Source organism: Duganella sp. 1224, assembly GCF_013408245.1.
GTDB lineage: Bacteria > Pseudomonadota > Gammaproteobacteria > Burkholderiales > Burkholderiaceae_D > Rugamonas.
This window is the reverse complement of sequence record NZ_JACBYS010000001.1, coordinates 2598025-2614733: the sequence shown is the minus strand read 5'-3', so window position 1 is coordinate 2614733 and position 16709 is coordinate 2598025. Positions and strand designations below refer to the sequence as shown.

Annotated in this window: 23 protein-coding genes, 2 tRNA genes and 1 riboswitch; of the genes, 9 read left to right on the top strand and 16 right to left on the bottom strand. The window is 62.7% G+C overall.

Annotation, left to right across the window (positions count from 1 at the left end; all coding sequences use genetic code 11):
- Positions 1-24: 24 nt before the first annotated feature.
- Positions 25-285, bottom strand: coding sequence for a hypothetical protein (locus FHW58_RS11730; RefSeq protein ID WP_179673154.1), 261 nt, complete (start codon positions 283-285; stop codon positions 25-27).
- Positions 286-429: 144 nt separating this feature from the next.
- Here FHW58_RS11730 and FHW58_RS11725 point away from each other — a divergent pair, with 144 nt between their 5' ends.
- The gene (locus FHW58_RS11725) at positions 430-1410 is read left to right on the top strand and encodes a quinone oxidoreductase (protein ID WP_179673153.1); all 981 of its coding nucleotides are present in this window, start codon (positions 430-432) and stop codon (positions 1408-1410) included.
- Here the strand turns inward: FHW58_RS11725 and FHW58_RS11720 are convergent.
- Genes FHW58_RS11720 through FHW58_RS11705 form a run of 4 tightly spaced genes read right to left on the bottom strand, consistent with a single transcriptional unit; the run spans position 1407 to position 3621 of the window.
- Positions 1407-1784: an alpha/beta hydrolase gene (locus tag FHW58_RS11720; RefSeq protein WP_179673152.1), complete on the bottom strand. Its 378-nt coding sequence runs from the start codon at positions 1782-1784 to the stop codon at positions 1407-1409. The two genes, FHW58_RS11725 and FHW58_RS11720, sit on opposite strands and share 4 nt — an antisense overlap.
- Positions 1785-1830: 46 nt before the next feature.
- On the bottom strand, positions 1831-2253 hold the full coding sequence (locus tag FHW58_RS11715; protein WP_179673151.1) for a TerB family tellurite resistance protein: 423 nt from the start codon (positions 2251-2253) through the stop codon (positions 1831-1833).
- Positions 2254-2271: 18 nt separating this feature from the next.
- Positions 2272-3228 carry a TerC family protein gene (locus FHW58_RS11710; RefSeq protein ID WP_179673150.1) on the bottom strand — a complete coding sequence of 319 codons (957 nt, stop codon included), beginning with the start codon at positions 3226-3228 and terminating at the stop codon, positions 2272-2274.
- Between the two features lie 27 nt (positions 3229-3255).
- Positions 3256-3621, bottom strand: coding sequence for an HPF/RaiA family ribosome-associated protein (locus FHW58_RS11705; RefSeq protein WP_179673149.1), 366 nt, complete (start codon positions 3619-3621; stop codon positions 3256-3258).
- A 117-nt stretch (positions 3622-3738) separates the two neighbouring features.
- Here FHW58_RS11705 and nhaR point away from each other — a divergent pair, with 117 nt between their 5' ends.
- A complete protein-coding gene (gene nhaR, locus FHW58_RS11700) occupies positions 3739-4638 on the top strand; it encodes a transcriptional activator NhaR (RefSeq protein WP_179673148.1) in 900 nt (299 codons plus the stop codon).
- A 3-nt stretch (positions 4639-4641) separates the two neighbouring features.
- Here nhaR and FHW58_RS11695 read toward each other — a convergent pair whose 3' ends face one another.
- Entirely contained in the window at positions 4642-5091 is a 450-nt protein-coding gene (locus tag FHW58_RS11695) for a hypothetical protein (RefSeq protein ID WP_179673147.1), read from the bottom strand.
- Between FHW58_RS11695 and FHW58_RS11690 the strand changes: the two genes are divergently transcribed.
- Positions 5071-5361: a BPSL0067 family protein gene (locus FHW58_RS11690; RefSeq protein ID WP_179673146.1), complete on the top strand. Its 291-nt coding sequence runs from the start codon at positions 5071-5073 to the stop codon at positions 5359-5361. The two genes, FHW58_RS11695 and FHW58_RS11690, sit on opposite strands and share 21 nt — an antisense overlap.
- A gap of 1 nt (position 5362) precedes the next feature.
- Positions 5363-5803 (top strand): STY0301 family protein, encoded by a 441-nt coding sequence (locus FHW58_RS11685; RefSeq protein WP_179673145.1) that lies wholly within the window; start codon positions 5363-5365, stop codon positions 5801-5803.
- 129 nt (positions 5804-5932) lie between these two features.
- Here the strand turns inward: FHW58_RS11685 and FHW58_RS11680 are convergent.
- The 10 genes from FHW58_RS11680 to FHW58_RS11635 all read right to left on the bottom strand — a co-directional run bounded on the left by FHW58_RS11680 (position 5933) and on the right by FHW58_RS11635 (position 12405).
- Positions 5933-6008, bottom strand: a tRNA-Lys gene (locus tag FHW58_RS11680).
- A gap of 29 nt (positions 6009-6037) precedes the next feature.
- Positions 6038-6113 (bottom strand) — tRNA-Lys (locus FHW58_RS11675).
- Between the two features lie 58 nt (positions 6114-6171).
- Positions 6172-6927: a tol-pal system protein YbgF gene (gene ybgF / locus FHW58_RS11670; RefSeq protein ID WP_179673144.1), complete on the bottom strand. Its 756-nt coding sequence runs from the start codon at positions 6925-6927 to the stop codon at positions 6172-6174.
- 109 nt (positions 6928-7036) lie between these two features.
- Entirely contained in the window at positions 7037-7570 is a 534-nt protein-coding gene (gene pal / locus FHW58_RS11665; RefSeq protein ID WP_179673143.1) for a peptidoglycan-associated lipoprotein Pal, read from the bottom strand.
- Between the two features lie 27 nt (positions 7571-7597).
- Positions 7598-8863, bottom strand: a complete 1266-nt coding sequence (tolB, locus tag FHW58_RS11660) for a Tol-Pal system beta propeller repeat protein TolB (protein WP_179673142.1) — start codon at positions 8861-8863, stop codon at positions 7598-7600.
- Position 8864: 1 nt separating this feature from the next.
- On the bottom strand, positions 8865-9791 hold the full coding sequence (tolA, locus tag FHW58_RS11655) for a cell envelope integrity protein TolA (RefSeq protein WP_179673141.1): 927 nt from the start codon (positions 9789-9791) through the stop codon (positions 8865-8867).
- A gap of 9 nt (positions 9792-9800) precedes the next feature.
- Positions 9801-10238 carry an ExbD/TolR family protein gene (locus tag FHW58_RS11650; RefSeq protein ID WP_229265137.1) on the bottom strand — a complete coding sequence of 146 codons (438 nt, stop codon included), beginning with the start codon at positions 10236-10238 and terminating at the stop codon, positions 9801-9803.
- 5 nt (positions 10239-10243) lie between these two features.
- Complete coding sequence (tolQ, locus tag FHW58_RS11645) at positions 10244-10936, bottom strand: protein TolQ (protein ID WP_179673140.1); 693 nt, start codon at positions 10934-10936, stop codon at positions 10244-10246.
- A 6-nt stretch (positions 10937-10942) separates the two neighbouring features.
- The gene (gene ybgC / locus FHW58_RS11640; protein WP_179673139.1) at positions 10943-11365 is read right to left on the bottom strand and encodes a tol-pal system-associated acyl-CoA thioesterase; all 423 of its coding nucleotides are present in this window, start codon (positions 11363-11365) and stop codon (positions 10943-10945) included.
- A 296-nt stretch (positions 11366-11661) separates the two neighbouring features.
- Entirely contained in the window at positions 11662-12405 is a 744-nt protein-coding gene (locus FHW58_RS11635) for an SDR family NAD(P)-dependent oxidoreductase (protein WP_179673138.1), read from the bottom strand.
- Positions 12406-12535: 130 nt separating this feature from the next.
- Positions 12536-12672, top strand: a riboswitch (ZMP/ZTP riboswitch).
- Positions 12673-12766: 94 nt separating this feature from the next.
- Here FHW58_RS11635 and glyA point away from each other — a divergent pair.
- The 5 genes from glyA to FHW58_RS11610 all read left to right on the top strand — a co-directional run bounded on the left by glyA (position 12767) and on the right by FHW58_RS11610 (position 16702).
- The gene (glyA, locus tag FHW58_RS11630; protein WP_179673137.1) at positions 12767-14014 is read left to right on the top strand and encodes a serine hydroxymethyltransferase; all 1248 of its coding nucleotides are present in this window, start codon (positions 12767-12769) and stop codon (positions 14012-14014) included.
- A 101-nt stretch (positions 14015-14115) separates the two neighbouring features.
- Positions 14116-14574 carry a transcriptional regulator NrdR gene (nrdR, locus tag FHW58_RS11625; RefSeq protein WP_179673136.1) on the top strand — a complete coding sequence of 153 codons (459 nt, stop codon included), beginning with the start codon at positions 14116-14118 and terminating at the stop codon, positions 14572-14574.
- A 94-nt stretch (positions 14575-14668) separates the two neighbouring features.
- Entirely contained in the window at positions 14669-15205 is a 537-nt protein-coding gene (gene pilV, locus FHW58_RS11620; protein ID WP_179673135.1) for a type IV pilus modification protein PilV, read from the top strand.
- A complete protein-coding gene (locus FHW58_RS11615) occupies positions 15202-16077 on the top strand; it encodes a PilW family protein (RefSeq protein ID WP_179673134.1) in 876 nt (291 codons plus the stop codon). Before pilV ends, FHW58_RS11615 begins: the two co-directional genes overlap by 4 nt.
- Positions 16070-16702 (top strand): pilus assembly protein, encoded by a 633-nt coding sequence (locus FHW58_RS11610; protein ID WP_229265136.1) that lies wholly within the window; start codon positions 16070-16072, stop codon positions 16700-16702. The genes FHW58_RS11615 and FHW58_RS11610 overlap by 8 nt, the downstream gene beginning before the upstream one ends.
- The last annotated feature ends 7 nt before the right edge of the window (positions 16703-16709 follow it).

Genomic DNA, 16709 nt, shown 5'->3' with positions numbered 1-16709 from the left:
TGCAGCAAGCCCGACCGCGTCAGCTTACGGACGGGCTTTCTTCTTTTGCACCTGGCGCTGTTGCTGCTTGCGCTGGGTGTCGTTCTTGTTCTGCTTGGCTTTGTACAGCGCGGCGGCTTCGATCTTGGCCTGGGCCACGGTGCGCAGTTCTTCCTTGTCGTCGTGGATGACGAAATGATCGTTGTCCTGCGCGTCGACCACCAGCTTGATCGCGGCCTCGTCGCTCAGGTCGTACATTTCGGTCAACAGCGTGGCTATCTCGTCCAGGAATTCTTCGTAAGTCATGATGCTCTGTTTGGTTGTTTGCGGATGGACGCCATTGTAACTGCTTAACTGTTCACGCCGCCCGCATTATTTATTGACTGATTAGTCCAGTATGGATACACTGAATCGGAAATTGACTGATCGATCTAAAATAAAGGAGCAGGCGTGAAAGCAGTTGTGTTTAACCGTTTAGGCGGTACGGAGGTACTTGAGTATGTCGAACGTCCAGCGCCGTCGGCCGGTCCCGGCGAGGTGCTGGTGCGGGTTGCCGTGGCTGGCGTCAACTTCATGGACGTCGGCGTTCGCCAGGGCATGGCATGGAACGAGATGCCATTCCCGCGCGGGATGGGCGTCGAGGGCGCGGGCCGTGTGGCGGCGGTGGGCGAGGGCGTGACCGGTTTCCAGCCGGGTGACCGTGTGGCCTGGGTCTACGCGCCGGGCAGCTATGCCGAGATGGTGGTGGTGCCGGCCGATGCGCTGGTGCATGTGCCCGACTTCATCGACGACCGCACCGCCGCCGCCATCATGATGCAAGGCCTGACCGCCAGCCACTTCACCACCGACTTCTATCCGGTACAGCCGGGCGACACCGCGCTGATTCATGCGGCGGCGGGCGGCGTCGGTCTGCTGATGACGCAGATCATCAAGCAGCGCGGCGGTACCGTGATTGGACGCGTGTCGTCGGCCAGCAAGGTGGCGGTCGCCAAGGAGGCGGGCGCCGATCATGTGATCGTCGACGCCGACGGCAACTTTGCCGATGAAGCGCTACGCCTCACCGGTGGCAAAGGCGTCGACGTGGTGTATGACGGCTCGGGCCCGGCGACCTTCCAGGGTTCGCTCGACGCGCTGCGTCGCGGCGGCACCTTCTGCTGGTACGGCCCGGTGCTGGGCGGCCCGCAGGACTTCAATATCATGCGTCTGCCAAAGAGCATCAAGATCGGATATGCCGTCTACCGCGACCACATCCCCACGCCGGCATTGCTGCGTGAACGCGCCGCGCAGTTGTTTCACTGGGTGCGGGACGGCGTGCTGCACGTGCGCATCGGCGCCGACTATCCGCTGGCGGACGCGGCGCAGGCACACAGCGCCATCGCCGGCCGTGGCAGCGTCGGCAAGCTGCTGCTGATTCCCGCGCAGGCGGACTAGTTGTACGCGCCGTCGAGGAAAGCGCGGTAGGCGCGGAGGGTGTCCGTCTTGGTCATGGCGGTCATATGGCCGGCCTCGGCAACTGCTTCGAACCGTTTATGCGGATTGTTCAGGTTGTCGAACAGCTCGCGCGCGGTGACCAGCGGCGTCTGCACATCGTTGACGCCGTTGATGATCAGCACCGGACCCTGGTACGCGCGCAAGGCGTTACGGTTATCGATGGCCTGCAATTTCTGGTCGAGCAGCGCGTCCAGCGGGCGCTTGCTCGCCAGGCGCGCCGCCACAAAGCTGCCAAATGAATGGCCATGCACCACCAGCTTGCCCTTGGTGGTGGCGCGAACGTGGTCATACAGTGCCAGCGTTTCGGTCTCCACGGCGCCGTCCGGATGCATCCCGCCCCGACGGAAAATGCGCGCTTTGTTACAGGCGGGCCGGCTGTCCGGCGGCCTCCCTGACGAAGCGCGACTCGGCCGCCCACACGGCGCAGGCGCGCGACAGCAGTGTGGCCTCGGCGTCGGCCAGCACGCCGTCGGCATCGGCGATGGTCCACATCGCCCGCAGCAGTTCGCGGCGCAGTTCCGGGTTCTCGATCTCGCCCAGCAGCGCATCGATGGTGGCCTCGTCCAGCACCACGTGCTCCTGCTTGACGGCGGTACTCAACATGTCCTGGCACAGGTCGCTGACCAGGTCGTGGAAAGTGTCGATATCGATGTCGATGTATTCCAGCAGGCGCGAGCGCTGCAGCGCGCGCAGTTCGGACGGCGTCATGTTACCGTCCACCACCATGCACAGGGCCACCAGGCGGCCAGCGGCGCTGGCGCTATCGGTTTCGTAATGTCGCATTGCATTCCTCCTTCAAAATTATTTGTTGCGGTTCACGTACAGGCTGGCGATCACGCTGCCGGCAATCAGCACCGCCACCACCGACAGCGAGATGTGCACCGGAATGTGCAGCCACGGCAGCAACAGCATCTTCAGGCCGATGAAGCACAGCACCAGCGCCAGGCCATATTTGAGCAAGTGGAAGCGGTCGGCGATGTCGGCCAGCAGGAAGTACAGCGCCCGCAGACCGAGAATCGCGAGCATGTTCGACGTGAACACGATGAACGGATCCGACGTGATGGCGAAAATCGCCGGGATCGAATCCACCGCGAACACCAGGTCGGTCGCCTCGATCAGGATCAGCACCAGCAGCAGCGAGGTCACGTAGCGCTTGCCGTCCTTCCACACGATGAATTTTTCGCCGTGGTCGCCCTCCGCCACCGGCAGATGGCGGCGCGCAAAGCGCAGCACCGGATTGCGGGTGACGTCGGGTTCCTCGTCGACCGTCTTCAGCATCTTCACGCCGGTGTACAGCAGGAAGGCGCCGAACAGGTACAGCACCCAGCTGAACTCGCTCACCACCCACGCGCCGGCCAGGATCATGATGGCGCGCATCACGATCGCACCCAGCACGCCGTAGATCAGCACGCGCCGCTGGTATTCCGCCTTCACCTGGAACGCCGTAAAGATCAGCAGGAAGATGAAGATGTTATCGACCGACAGCGCCTTCTCGATCAGATAGCCGGACAGGAACTCCAGCGACTTCTGCTGTGCGATCTCGGGGCCGACGGTGCCATGCAGATACCACCACAGGCCGCCGTTAAAGGCCAGCGCCAGGGCGAACCAGCCCAGCGACCACGCGCCCGCCTCGCGCGCCGTCACCTTGTGCGCCTTGTTGCCGCCGAAGACCCACAGGTCCACCGCCAGCATCAGCAGCACGAAGGCGACAAAGCCGGCCCACATGGGGGCGGTGGCAATGTTCTCGATTGCAGTCATTTGCGGCGCTCCGTTGAATGATGTGGTTTAAGGTTGATCGTCGACCTCGGACGCCTCGTCCGCCGGCGACAGGGTGCGGGCCTTGTCATGCGTGAACTTGCGGCCGCGTGACAACTGGCGCGCCAGCGCGCGGTCGGCGCGGCCGGCGGCGAGGTCAATCGCCGCATACACATCTTCCTCGGTATCCTCGATGACGATGGTCTTGCCGTGGTCCAGGTGGATCTGAATCTTGCAGCGCTTGTCGCGGCCGCCGCGCGGACCGTTGATGTCCGACAGCAACACGGCGAGCCGCCGCGTCAACGCCCAGCCCAGCGCGGTTTGCAGCCGGCGGTGCACATAGGCGCGCAGACTCTCGGTGAGGACCAGGCCATGGGATTGGATGGCGATGTTCATGATCGGTTCCTTTCGCTGTGAATGACAAGAACCATGATAGGGGTGCTCAATTCATCGTACAATTCGAATATATTTGGCATTAACGTCGAAAAAGACGATGTATAGAAAGGTCGGGGCATGGCCACGCTGAACTACAAACACCTGCGTTACTTCTGGATGGTGGCGCGTAGCGGCAGCATCGCCAAGGCCGCGGAACAGCTGCACCTGACGCCGCAATCGATCTCCGGCCAGCTGACCGAATTCGCCGACACGCTGGGCGTGGAGTTGTTCCGGCGCGTCGGGCGGCGGCTGGAACTGACCGACACGGGCCAGCGCATCCTGCGCCACGCCGAAGACATCTTCAGCGCCGGCGACGACTTGCTGGACGTGGTGCGGGACCAGGCCAGCACGCAGATGAGCACCTTCCGCATCGGCGTCTCCGACGCCGTCTCCAAAGCCGTCGCATGCCGGCTGGTAGCGCCGGCGCTGTCGCTGGATGAGCCGACCCGGCTGATCTGCCGCGAGGGCAGGCTGGCCGCGCTGCTGGCTGACATGGCCGTCCACAAGCTCGACCTGATCATCGCCGACCGCCCGATGCCCAGCCACTTGAGCGTGCGCGGCTACAACCACTTGCTGGGCGAGAGTGAACTGGGTGTGTTCGCCGCCAGGCCGCTTGCGGCCAGCCTGAGCGGGCCATTTCCCGCATGCCTGAACAACGCGCCGCTGCTGCTACCGGGCGAAGACTTCGCCGTCTACGCCAGGCTGATGCAGTGGCTGCACAAGCACGTGCCGCGCCTACGCGTGCTGGGCGAATTTGACGACAGCGCCATGCTGAACGCGTTCGGCCAGTCCGGCGCAGGCATGTTCTTCGCCCCGGCGGCGATCGCCGACGCGATCAGCGCGCAGTACGGCGTGGTACTGATCGGCACGATTCCGTCACTGCGCGAACAGGTCTACGCCATCACCACCGAGCGCCGCATCAGCCACCCGGCCACGCAGGCGATCCGCCAGGCGGCGCGGGAGGCGCTTGCGGTGTGAGTGCTACCGCGTAATTTCAAATCTGCGGAAAAATCTCAGCGGGCGGTGTACGCCGAGGGGCTTCGACAGGATGGGAATCGCAAATTTCTTCGTGCTGTGAAGCGTCAGCTTCCAAATGCAGTCACCAATAAAGCGGAAGCGCACGGTGTCGTCCTCGCTGAGATCCAGATCGGAAAAAATCCCCGGCGAGTAGATGAAATACATCCGGGCACGGTCAACGACACTCAAACGCTGGTCGAGCAAATAGATGCTCAGTCCCTCTTCAAACGGCACATCATCGGTCGCAAACAGCAGGACGTAATCGTGCCACTGCAGCGCAGCCTGAAACACCGCGCCTTGCATAACTTTGCCCGTCGGGCGTCCGGCGATAACAAGCTCACACAGCGGAATGTCATCCGAGGATGGCTCTCTGATGAGGCGTGTCGAGTAACCTTGAGCAGGGACTATTTTCATGGCTGTCGATACCCGCGCCACCCCACTCTAAAAATCGCGCGCCGCCAAGTAAGCGGCGCGCGATATCTTGATATTGAACACTGCCCGCATGACGATGCCTTGAGCGTTCGCAAAAGTCTGCATGGAACCGACGGCAAGATGGTCTTTCATGTGGCCCAGTCCGGAAAGGGGGAAAAGTCTATTCGCTTCATTCGTACACAACGCAAGAATCCCAATGGCACCTATGCCAACCCGACCGACAACGCCGACGCTTTTTGGGTCATCGAATAGAATGAAAGCGTGTATCTCCATCGCCATCATCATTGCACAGGGACTGCTCCAGGCTGGTGCCGCAGAACAGCAGATTATCTGCCCGACCGAAATCCCGCAGGCCGCCATCAAACTGACATCTGTGCCGGGACAGTGGACGCCTCACGTTGCGTCGCCGCTCTACCTCTCGTCCGCAGGTGCGGCGGCGGGTCCGCCTGAACAGCGGGCGACGCTGATGGGCGACTCCACCTGGCAACAGGGGAAGACTGAATGGGTGACGACCTACGATTTGAGCGATGAGAGTTTCCACGCCGGTAAATGGATGGAGTGCCGTTACGGTGAATACGGTCAGATCCTGTTATCGCGGCAATTGGATCCACAGACAAAATTCTGCAAGGTCCACTTCAGCAAGAGCGTGAAAGCGGGGCAACGTTTCATCAAAATTGTCTGTCAATCGCTTTAATAGGTGCCATCTCACGCTCCGCAGCGAGGCGCTCGATCAATATTGATTAAATGACATCTTTGTGACTTCATGGCGACCAGAAACAAAAAAGCCCACGAACGTAAATTCGTGGGCTTCCTTGATAATTCTTGGTAGGCCGTGCGGGATTCGAACCTGCGACCAACGGATTAAAAGTCCGCTGCTCTACCAGCTGAGCTAACGACCCTCAGGTTTGCAACCTGGGCACTTTCGGAATGGTAGGCCGTGCGGGATTCGAACCTGCGACCAACGGATTAAAAGTCCGCTGCTCTACCAGCTGAGCTAACGACCCCCGAAAGAAGCGAGATTATAGAGGGTTCTCAGCCCAGCTGTCAAATACCCTGCGGTAATTATTTGCCGCTCAGGCGTTGCTTGGCGGTCTCGGCGGCGGTCGAGTCCGGATATTGCTTGATCAGGTCCTGCAGCGTCTTCTTCGCGGCCTTGTCCTTCAGCTCGGTCTGGCAGCTGGCCATGTTCAGCATGGCGTCCGGGGCTTTCGGGCTGTCCGGGTAGTTTTTCAGCACGACCAGCTGGGCGCTGATGGCGCTCTTGCAGTCGCGCTGGGCGAAGTAGGAGTTGCCCAGCCAGTATTGGGCGTTGGGCGCGTAGCTGGAGCCCGGGTAGCGCTGGACGAATTCCTGCAGCGCGGTGGCGGCCGCCTTGTAGTCGCCACTGGTGAACAGTTTGTAGGCGTTGTCGTAGGCGCGCTGCTCGCCCGGATCAACCTGCGCGGTCTTGCCGTCGATGGTGACTTCGCGCGGCTCCAGCTTGCGCAGGCGGGTGTCGAGGTCGACGTAGAAGTCTTTCTGGCGCTTCTGGGCGTTGGCGATGTCGTTGGCCAGCACTTCGATCTGGCCGCGCAGCTGGGCGATCTGCTGCTGCAGCTGCTCGTTCTGGGTTACCAGGTCCAGCGTGCTGGACTTGTCGGACTTGGTGTCGATGCGGGCGTTCAGGTCGGCGCGCATGGCTTCGACCTTGGCGCGCAGGTCGAGCAGCGCCTTGCGCGCTTCGTCGTCGTCGAACAGGCCGGCATGGGCTTGCAGCGGCAGCCAGAGGGTCGCGGCCAGCAGGGCGGTGCCGAGGCCGGTTTGGGTCAGTTTCTTCATGTCGGGCGCTTTCACACTAATCTCTAAATGGAAACGGGGCAGGGCGCGGTGGTTGCCGCGCGCCGCCCCGTATTATGCCTGTGACCCGGCATAATGGTAGTGCTTTTGATTACTTGTAGACGATGTCAGCACGACGGTTCTGTGCCCATGCCTCTTCGTTGTGACCTTCGGCCTTTGGTTTTTCCTTGCCCAGCGACACCGCTTCGATCTGCGACTCCGGCACGCCCAGCGTGGTCATGGCCTTGCGCACGGCTTCGGCGCGCTTCTGGCCCAGCGCCAGGTTGTACTCGGCGCCGCCGCGTTCGTCGGTGTTGCCTTGGATCAGGATCGAGCGGGCCTTGTTCTTGATCAGGTAGGCCGAGTGGTTTTCCACCACTGGCTTGCCGTCGGCGCGCACCACGAAGCTGTCGAAGTCAAAGTACACGCTGCGGTTGGCCAGCACGCCTTTTGGATCGTCCAGCGGATCCAGCGATTTGGTTTCCACCGGGGCCACGGTGCGGGTGTCGGCTTGCGGCTGGACGGCTTTGTCGACCGGACGCTCGACCACCGGTGCTGGTTTCTTGTCGTCGATCGGGGTCGACGAGCAGGCGGCGAGGATGGCGGCGGTGGTGACGGCGAAGGCTAAGCTGCTGAGTTTACGCATAATAATTCTCCTAGTAGTGAATCGACATTACTGCATGAACGGACCCCAGGTGGGCTCCTTGATGTTGCCCGCCTGAGTGGTCAGGCGTTGTTTAACACGGCCATCGACCGAGACCACGGCCAGCGATTTGCGGCTGCCGGCCTGGGTGGCGTACATGATGTACTTGCCGTTGGGGGCAAAGCTCGGCGATTCGTCGTTGGTGGTGTCGGACAGGCGCAGTTCCTGGTTGCTGGCCAGGTCCAGCACGTACAGCTGGAAGTTGTTGTCGCGGCGCGAGATGTAGGCCAGCGTCTTGCCGTCGGCCGAGATGCGCGGGCTGATGTTGTAGGCGCCGCCGAAGGTGACGCGCTTGGCGTCGCTGCCGTCCGGGTTCATGCGGTAGATTTGCGGGCCGCCGCTGCGGTCGCTGGTGAAGTAGATGCTGTTGCCGTCGGCCGACCATTGCGGCTCGGTGTCGATGCCGGGGCTGTTGGAGGCGCGGCGCAGATTGCTGCCGTCGGCGTTGACGGTGTATATCTGCGTGTGGCCGTCCTTGGACAGCGCCACCGCCAGCTTGTTGCCGCTGGGCGCCCAGGCCGGTGCCGAGTTGCTGCCTTTTTCGTTGGCCACCACGGTGCGTGCGCGGGTGATCAGGTTCTGCACGTAGACCACCGGCTTTTTCTGTTCAAACGACACGTAGGCCACCTTGGTGCCGTCCGGCGACCACGACGGCGAGATGATCGGCTCGTTCGAGCGCAGCGCCAGCTGTTCGTTTTCGCCGTCGGCGTCGGCCACCATCAGCTGGTAGTTGCGGCCTTCCTGCTTGACGTAGGCGATGCGGGTCGAGAAGGCGCCGCGGATGCCGGTCAGCTTGAAGAATACGTCGTCGGCGATCAGGTGCGCCGACAGGCGGGTGAACTGGGCGGTGACGGCCTTGTCGAGGTTGGAGATCTTGGCCTGCTTGACGGTGTCCAGCAGCTTGTAGCGCACGTCGTAGCGGCCGTCGGCCAGCGCGTCGACGGTGCCCACCACCAGCGCGTCGGCGCCCTTGGCCTTCCAGCCGCTGTAGTCGATGTTGTTGACGTCGTTGACGACGCCGGCGTCGATGATCTTGAAGGCGCCACTGCGCTCCAGGTCGGCCTTGATGATCTCGGAGATTTTTTGTGGCGACACGCCTTCGTTGGCGAAGCCAGCCACTGCCACCGGGATCTGATTGCTGCCGACGCCGGAAATCTCGATCCGCATCTGGGCACGGGCGCTGCCCATGGTGGCGGCGATGACCAGGCCGGTGTAGAGCATATTCAGTTTTTTCATGTCAGTGCATTTCCTTCAGCTTGAAGTCGAGAGTAAGTTCGCGCTCTACCGTACCATCATTTTTCGTTGGGAGTGGTGACGATTTGGCGATCGCGTTTTCAATGGCGGTATCGTAGGCGGCCGAGCCGCTGCCCCGCACCTTGCGCACGCCGATGATTTCACCGGTCGGCAGCTGGGTGATGGAGTAGGTGGCGCTCAGGCTGTCGTCCTGCGAGCCGTAGACCAGATTGCTCTTGATCTTGGCGCGGATCTTGGACGCGTAGCCGCCGTCGACGCGGCCGCCGGTCGACTGCGCCGCGGTGCCGGTGCTGCCCTTGGCGGCGGCGCCGGTGATGCGGCTCATCTCGGCCGCGAAGGCCTTGTCCTTGGCGGCTTTCTCGGCCTTGTCCTTGGCGGCCTTTTCGGCGGCCAGCTTCTTCTTCTCCTTCTCGGCGGCCAGCGCTTTGTCCTTCTCTTCCTGCTCGGCCTTGTCCTTCTCTTCCTTGGCCTTCTGGTCGGCCTTCTTCTTGGCGTCCAGCTTGGCCTGCTTCTCGTCCTCGATTTTCTGCAGGCGGGCCTGCTCCAGCTTCTGCTGGCGTTCCTCTTCCTTCTTCTTGGCCTTCAGGCGCTCCAGCGCGATCTCCGGGTCTTCCTTCGGCACCGGCGGCGCCTGCACCGGCTGCGGTGGCGGCGTCTTGACCGGCTCGGGTTCCGGTTCGGGTTCCGGCTTGGGCGCCGGCTCCGGCGTGGGGGCGGGCGGGGCGGCGTCCTGCACCTTCATGTCCCAGATTTCGGCCTGGACTTCAGTCGGTTCGTTGTTCTGCCAGCTCACGCCGACCCACAGGAACAGCAACAACAGGGCGTGCATCGCCACCGCCAGCGTGATCGAACGCAAGCTGTTGTGTTGTCGCGGTACCTTGTACGGACCGCCTGCGGTTGCGGGTTTCATCGTTTGCATTTACTTGGTCGACAGGCCTACACGGGTGATGCCCATCTTTTTCGCTTCCGAGATCAGCTGGATGACGTCGTCGTACTTGCTGTCCTTGTCGCCGGCGATCAGCACCGGGTAGTCGGGATGGTCGTTGTGGATGGTGCGCAGCTTGCGCACCAGGGCGTCGCGGTTGGGCGCGGTTTCCGGCGCGTCCTCGTCCTTGCCCTTGACGCCGATCGACAGCGCGCCGTTCGGCTTGATGACGATCTGCACGTAGTCGCTTGGCGGCTTGGTCGATTTCTCGGCCTTGGGCAGGTCGACCACGCTCGGGTCGTTGGCCGACGGCATGACCATGAAAATAATCAGCAGCACCAGCATGACGTCGATGTACGGCACGACGTTGATCTCGGATTTCAGCTTGCGCGTGCGGCCGCTACGCATGCCGCCGGAGAAGGAGGAGCCCATGATGATTAACGCGATTGACGCTGCAGAATGTTGGAGAACTCTTCGACAAAGCTCTCAAAACGGATCGCCAGGCGGTCCACGTCGTACGAGAAACGGTTATAGGCGACAAACGCCGGAATCGCCGCGAACAGGCCGATGGCGGTGGCGATCAGCGCTTCGGCGATGCCCGGCGCCACCGCCGCCAGCGTGGCCTGCTGCACATTGGCCAGGCCGCGGAAGGCGTTCATGATGCCCCACACCGTGCCCAGCAGGCCGATGTACGGCGACACCGAGCCGACCGAGGCCAGGAAGGCCAGGTGCGATTCCAGTGCGTCCATCTCGCGCTGGAAGGCGGCGCGCATGGCGCGGCGCGCGCTGTCCAGCACGGCGCTGAGGTCGAGCGTTTCGCGGCTGGCGGTGTAGGACGCCTTGGATTTGATGAACTCGCCCATGCCGGCCTCGAAGATGCGCGCCAGCGGGCCGCTGTTGGCGCGGTCCTTGCCGGCGTTCTGGTACAGCGCGTGCAGGTTGCCGCCGGCCCAGAAGGTTTTTTCAAACTCCACCGTCAGCCGGCGCGCCGAGCGGATCGCGAACAGCTTGCCGAAGATGTAGGTCCAGCTGGTCAGCGAGATGATGAACAGCAGCGCCATGATCAACTGCACGATCAGGTGCGCATTGGTGATGAGGGACAGGAAGGAGAGGTCTTGAGTGACGTTCATTGTTTATCAGTCGGTTTGGGTGGTGACACTGGTATTGCGTATTTTGTCGGCAACGACCGCGGGCAGGGCGCGCGGACGCAGGGCGGAATCGACGCAGCCCACCTTGACTTGCGCCGTGTTCAGCAATTGCTCGCCATGCCAGGCTTCCTGGCGGAAGAGGATGGAGGCGCGGCCGAGCTTTTCGATGCTAACTGTTAATTTTAGTTCATCATCCAGCTTCGCAGGCGCATGATACTCCGCGCTGACGCTTTTGACGACGAACAGGGTGTCGTGTTCTGCGAGTAATGTGTGCTGGTTCACACCGAGGGCGCGCAGCCACTCGGTGCGGGCGCGCTCGAAGAACTTCAGGTAGTTTGCGTAATAGACGATACCGCCGGCGTCGGTGTCCTCGTAGTAGACCCGGACGTTCCAGATGAAATCTGCTGGCATGTTGGTTGGACTTATAAGATTGAGCAACATTCTACGCGATATTGTTGTTTTGGTTGAACTTTATCAACTGGCGCGCAAAGGTGCCTGAACGACAGTAAAGCGGTTTACTTGCAACTTGCCAAGTATTGTAACAACCCTTTACGAAATTATTTCATGAATGAAGCGGGGTATAAGCCTCTCTTAAGCCGAGGGCGGGCGCCTTACGCTTTTCAGGCGGCGTTTGCTGCTACCCCGCACGGCGCTACGCTGCGGGGTCTGACCCCGTACGGGGTCAGACCCCTCTGTCGGTTCGGGGTTCAGGTGCGCTTGACGTTCAGCGGGCCATAACCCTGGCACGTCGGCATCATGTCGATCCGGTTGACGTTGACGTGCGGCGGGAGCGTGGCAATCCAGTACGCGGTGTTGGCGATATCCTCGGCCGTCAGCGGCGTGGTGCCTTCGTAGACCTTGGCTGCCGCCGCATCGTCCTTCAAGCGCACATTGGAAAACTCGGTGCCGCCGCACAGCCCCGGCGCCAGATTCGTGCAGCGCACGCCGGTGCCGGCCAGGTCGGCCCGCAGATTCTGCGTGAACTGGTTGACGAACGCCTTGGTGGCCCCATATACATTTCCGCCCGGATAAGGCGTCGAGCCGGCGATCGAGCCGATGTTGATCACCGTGCCACGGTTGCGCTCCACCATGCCCGGCAAAATCGCCCGCGTCATCGCCACCAGGCCGCTGACGTTGGTGGCAATCATCGTATCCCAGTCCTCCAGCGACGAGGTGTGGGCCGGCGTGACGCCCAGCGCCAGGCCGGCATTGTTGATCAGCACGTCGATCTCGCGCCAGTCGGTCGGCAGGCCGTCCAGCGCGGCCTGGATCGAGGCCTTGTCGGTGACGTCCAGCACGATGGGGCGCACGGCGTCGCCCAGCTCGGCCGCGAGCGCCTGCAGGCGATCCTCGCGGCGGCCGCTGATGATGACCCGGTGGCCGTTGCCGGCGAAGACGCGCGCCATGGCGGCGCCGAAGCCGGCGGTGGCGCCGGTGATGAAGACGATCATGATCTGTCCTTGCTGTGAGTGGAAAGGTGGACAAAATTGTAGCCGCAAACGGTCCCATTGGTGATCTTGCCTGAATTGCAACTCATTTTCTTGCTCAAATCTGGCGCATCCAATACAATTTGGGTTCCATTACGTCTCACGTAACTGGCGAAAAGCTGGAGTGATTTTCAAAAATGCCCCACAATGGTGCGTTTTGGTCAGTCGGCGAAAGGTGGACATCCACCGGGAAACGTGAGATTTCATCAGCCGTTCGCCTGGGCAGCCCTCGATGGAAAGCACGAAGAGGCTGCCGGTTCGCTATGGCTTCTCTCATTCGATCCAACTGCCAGTAACAAGTTACTCATTCGATTGGAGTTTTTTCATGTTCGCAAAAGATCACACCCTCGCCAGCGTAGACCCAGAGCTGTTCGCCGCCATTCAACACGAAAACACCCGCCAGCACGATCACATCGAGCTGATCGCGTCGGAAAACTACACCTCGCCCGCCGTGATGGAAGCGCAGGGTTCGCAACTGACCAATAAATACGCCGAAGGCTATCCAGGCAAGCGCTACTACGGTGGCTGCGAGTACGTGGACGTGGTCGAGCAACTGGCCATCGACCGCGTCAAGCAACTGTTCGGCGCGGAAGCCGCCAACGTGCAGCCGAATTCGGGCTCGCAGGCCAACCAGGGCGTGTTCTTCGCCGTGCTGAAGCCGGGCGACACCATCATGGGCATGTCGCTGGCCGAAGGCGGCCACCTGACCCACGGCATGCCGCTGAACATGTCCGGCAAGTGGTTCAACGTGGTGTCCTACGGCCTGACCGCCGACGAGGACATCGATTACGACGCCATGGAAGCGCTGGCCAAGGAACACAAGCCGAAGCTGATCATCGCCGGCGCCTCGGCCTTCTCGAAGAAGATCGACTTCGAACGCTTCGCCGCCGTCGCCAAGTCGGTGGGCGCGTACTTCATGGTCGACATGGCGCACTACGCCGGCCTGATCGCCGCCGGCCTGTACCCGAATCCGGTGCCGCACGCTGACTTCGTCACGTCGACCACGCACAAATCGCTGCGCGGCCCGCGCGGCGGCATCATCCTGATGAAGGCCGAGCACGAAAAAGCCATCAACTCGGCGATCTTCCCTGGCATCCAGGGCGGCCCGCTGATGCACGTGATCGCCGGCAAGGCCGTGGCCTTCCAGGAAGCGCTGCAGCCGGCGTTCAAGGAATACCAGCAGCAGGTGGTGAAGAACGCCGACGTGCTGGCCAAAACGCTGATCAAGCGCGGCCTGCGCATTGTGTCGGGCGGCACCGAGTCGCACGTGATGCTGGTGGACCTGCGTCCGAAGAACCTGACCGGCAAGGAAGCCGAGGCGATTCTGGGTTCGGCCCACATCACCACCAACAAGAATGGCATCCCGAACGATCCGCAGAAGCCATTCGTGACTTCGGGCATTCGTCTGGGCTCGCCAGCGATGACCACCCGCGGTTTCAAGGAAGCGGAAGCGGAACAAGTCGGCAACCTGATCGCGGACGTGCTGGATAACCCGCACGACGCCGCCACCATCGAACGCGTGAAAGCGGCGGTGAAGGTGTTGGCTGACAAGTTCCCTGTCTACGCCAAGTAATTAATCTCCGTCGTCCCGGCGAAGGCCGGGACCCATGCTGAGCACGCGTTCTATGGGTTCCGGCTTGCGCCGGAACGACGGCAACCAAAGTCCAGCGCCATATGAAATGTCCGTTCTGCCAGCATGAAGAAACCCAGGTCCTCGATACGCGCGTATCGGAGGAGGGCGACGCCATACGCCGGCGGCGGCGCTGCGGCAAATGTGATAAACGATTTACCACGTATGAGCGCATCGAACTGGTGATGCCGTATGTGGTCAAAAAGAACGGCAGCCGCACCGAGTATTCGTCGGCCAAGCTGCGCGGCAGCCTGGAGCTGGCCTTGCGCAAGCGTCCTGTGGCGGCGCCGGCGGTGGACAAGGCCATCGCTTCCATCGAGGAAAAACTGCTGACCAGCGGTCAGCGTGAAGTGGACACCGGCTACATCGGCGAGCTGGTGATGCAGGAGCTGCAGCGCCTCGACAACGTGGCGTACATCCGCTTTGCCTCCGTGTACAAAAACTTTGAAGACCTGGCCGAGTTCCAGAACGCCATCGCCGAAGTCGGCAAGCCGGCTCGCTGAGCGCACGGCTGGCGCACGTTTGATACACCTCATATTCTCATCAATTAGCACTGCTACCTTCTAGCACAGTCTTGCTGACTTGCGGAGGTGTGCTGTGCGCGCCCGTGGCTTTACGCTGCTGGAAGTGTTGGTTGCCGTGGTGGTGCTCGCGCTGGGCATCCTCGGCGGTGTGGCGCTGCAACTGGCGGCGCTGCGGGCGCGTCATGAGGCGGTGCGGCTGTCGCAGGCCACGCAGCTGGCCACCGGGCTGGCGGAGCGCATACGCGCCAATCCCTCGCAGGCCGATCTCTACCTGACCCTGGATTACGATGCGTTTGCCGCGCCGGCCTCGCCCGCGCCGGCGGCCTTGTGCCATGGCGTGGCGTGCGCACCGGCGCAGCTGGCGCTATCCGATCTGCAGGAGGCCAGGCAACAGTTGCTGTCGCATCTGCCTGGCGGCCGCGTCATGATCTGCCGCGATGCCGGCTTGTGGAGCGGCGGCACGTTGCGCTGGTCTTGCGCCGGCGGCGCCTCGGCGCCGGTGGTCGTCAAGATCGGCTGGCGCGGCAAACGGCCGGATGGCGCGCGGGACCAGGACGCGGCCGGAGAATTTGCGCCAGGCGTGGCGCTGACGGTGGGAGGTCTGCCATGAAGCCGGTTTCCTGTCGTGGCTGGGGCGTGATCGAGCTGATGGTCGCGCTGGCGCTGGGCTTGCTGGTGACCTTGCTGGCCAGCGGGCTGCTGGTTGCGTCAGGCAGCAACTATCGCCATCACAGCGAGACCTTGTGGCTCAGCGACGGCGGCCGCTATGCGATGCAACTGATGGCGCAGTCCATACGCCAGGCCGCGTACGTCAACTGGGACCGCGACGGCGTCCCGCCGGAGCTTGATCCAGACACGCCCGCCTCGGTGGCCGGGCGTGACGCCGCCACCATCACCCGCAATAGCGAAGGCATCAGCGAGCCGCTGCCGGCGGTGGCGCATGGCAGCGACGTGCTGGCTTTACGGTTTACCGGCTCCGGAGCGGGGGCGACGGGTGACGGTTCCAGCGTCAACTGTGCCGGCTTCAGCGTGGCAGGCGATACGCGCGGCTGGAGCATCTTCTACGTGGCGGCCGATGCGGACGGCGAGCCTGAGTTGCGCTGCAAGTATCGCAGCGCGTCCGGCTGGGGCGCGGACGCGGTGGTGCGCGGCGTCGATTCCTTTCAGGTGCTGTATGGCGTGGACACCGATACGCCGCTGGACGGCGTGCCCAATACCTATCTGAATGCGACGGCGGTGGATGCGGCCGCCGGATGGAAACGCGTGTGCGCCGTCAGGCTGGGCTTGCTGCTACATGGCGAGAACAGTACGCGGGCGGACACGCTGGATACCACGTTCGATCTGTTCGGCGCGGCCTATGCGGACGCGCATCCTGGCGATGTTGGCGTGCGGGTGGAGGAGGCGGCGTTGCCGGCGTCGCAGCGGCTGCGGACGCGGCGCCTGTTCAGCATGACGGTGGCGTTGCGGAATCGGGATGGTTGAGATCATGCGCGGGCAGCGGGGGGCGGCATTGGTGGTCAGCCTGGTGCTGCTGATCATGGTATTGCTGCTGGGCGTGTCGGCGGCGCAGTTGTGCTTGCAGGGTGAGAAGGCGGCACGGGCGGAGCGTGATCGGGAGGTGGCGTTACTGACGGCGGAGGATGCCTTGGCTGATGCGGAGCGGGAGATTCGGAACAGCAGCGATCCTTCGCGGCGGGCGGCGTTTGAGGACGGCGCGGGACTTGTGGACGGCGAGGGGGCTGAGGCGGGCGGGGCGTTTGGCGCGACGTGCGGTGCGGGCGGTGTCGGCTTGCGCTTGCGGGCGGCGGTGGGTGAGAAGGTGGTTTGGCAGGTGGTTGATTTGAGCGGCGCGGAGGACGGTGGTGCTTGCACGGTCACCCACGGCGCGTACACGGCGGCGGTGATGCCGACGGGCGAAGGCTTTCTGCCGTTCAAAAAGCCGCGTTATCTGATCGAGCGGATGGAGTGCCATCAGCCTGGGGACGATGCGTCGGCGGGGGCCAAGCCGCATTACTGCTACCGCGTCACCGCGATCGGCTTCGGCGCCAGACCGGGGACGGAGGTGGTGGTGCAAAGCGTGTTCAGCAAACCGGAGGAGAAGCCATGAGCAGGAA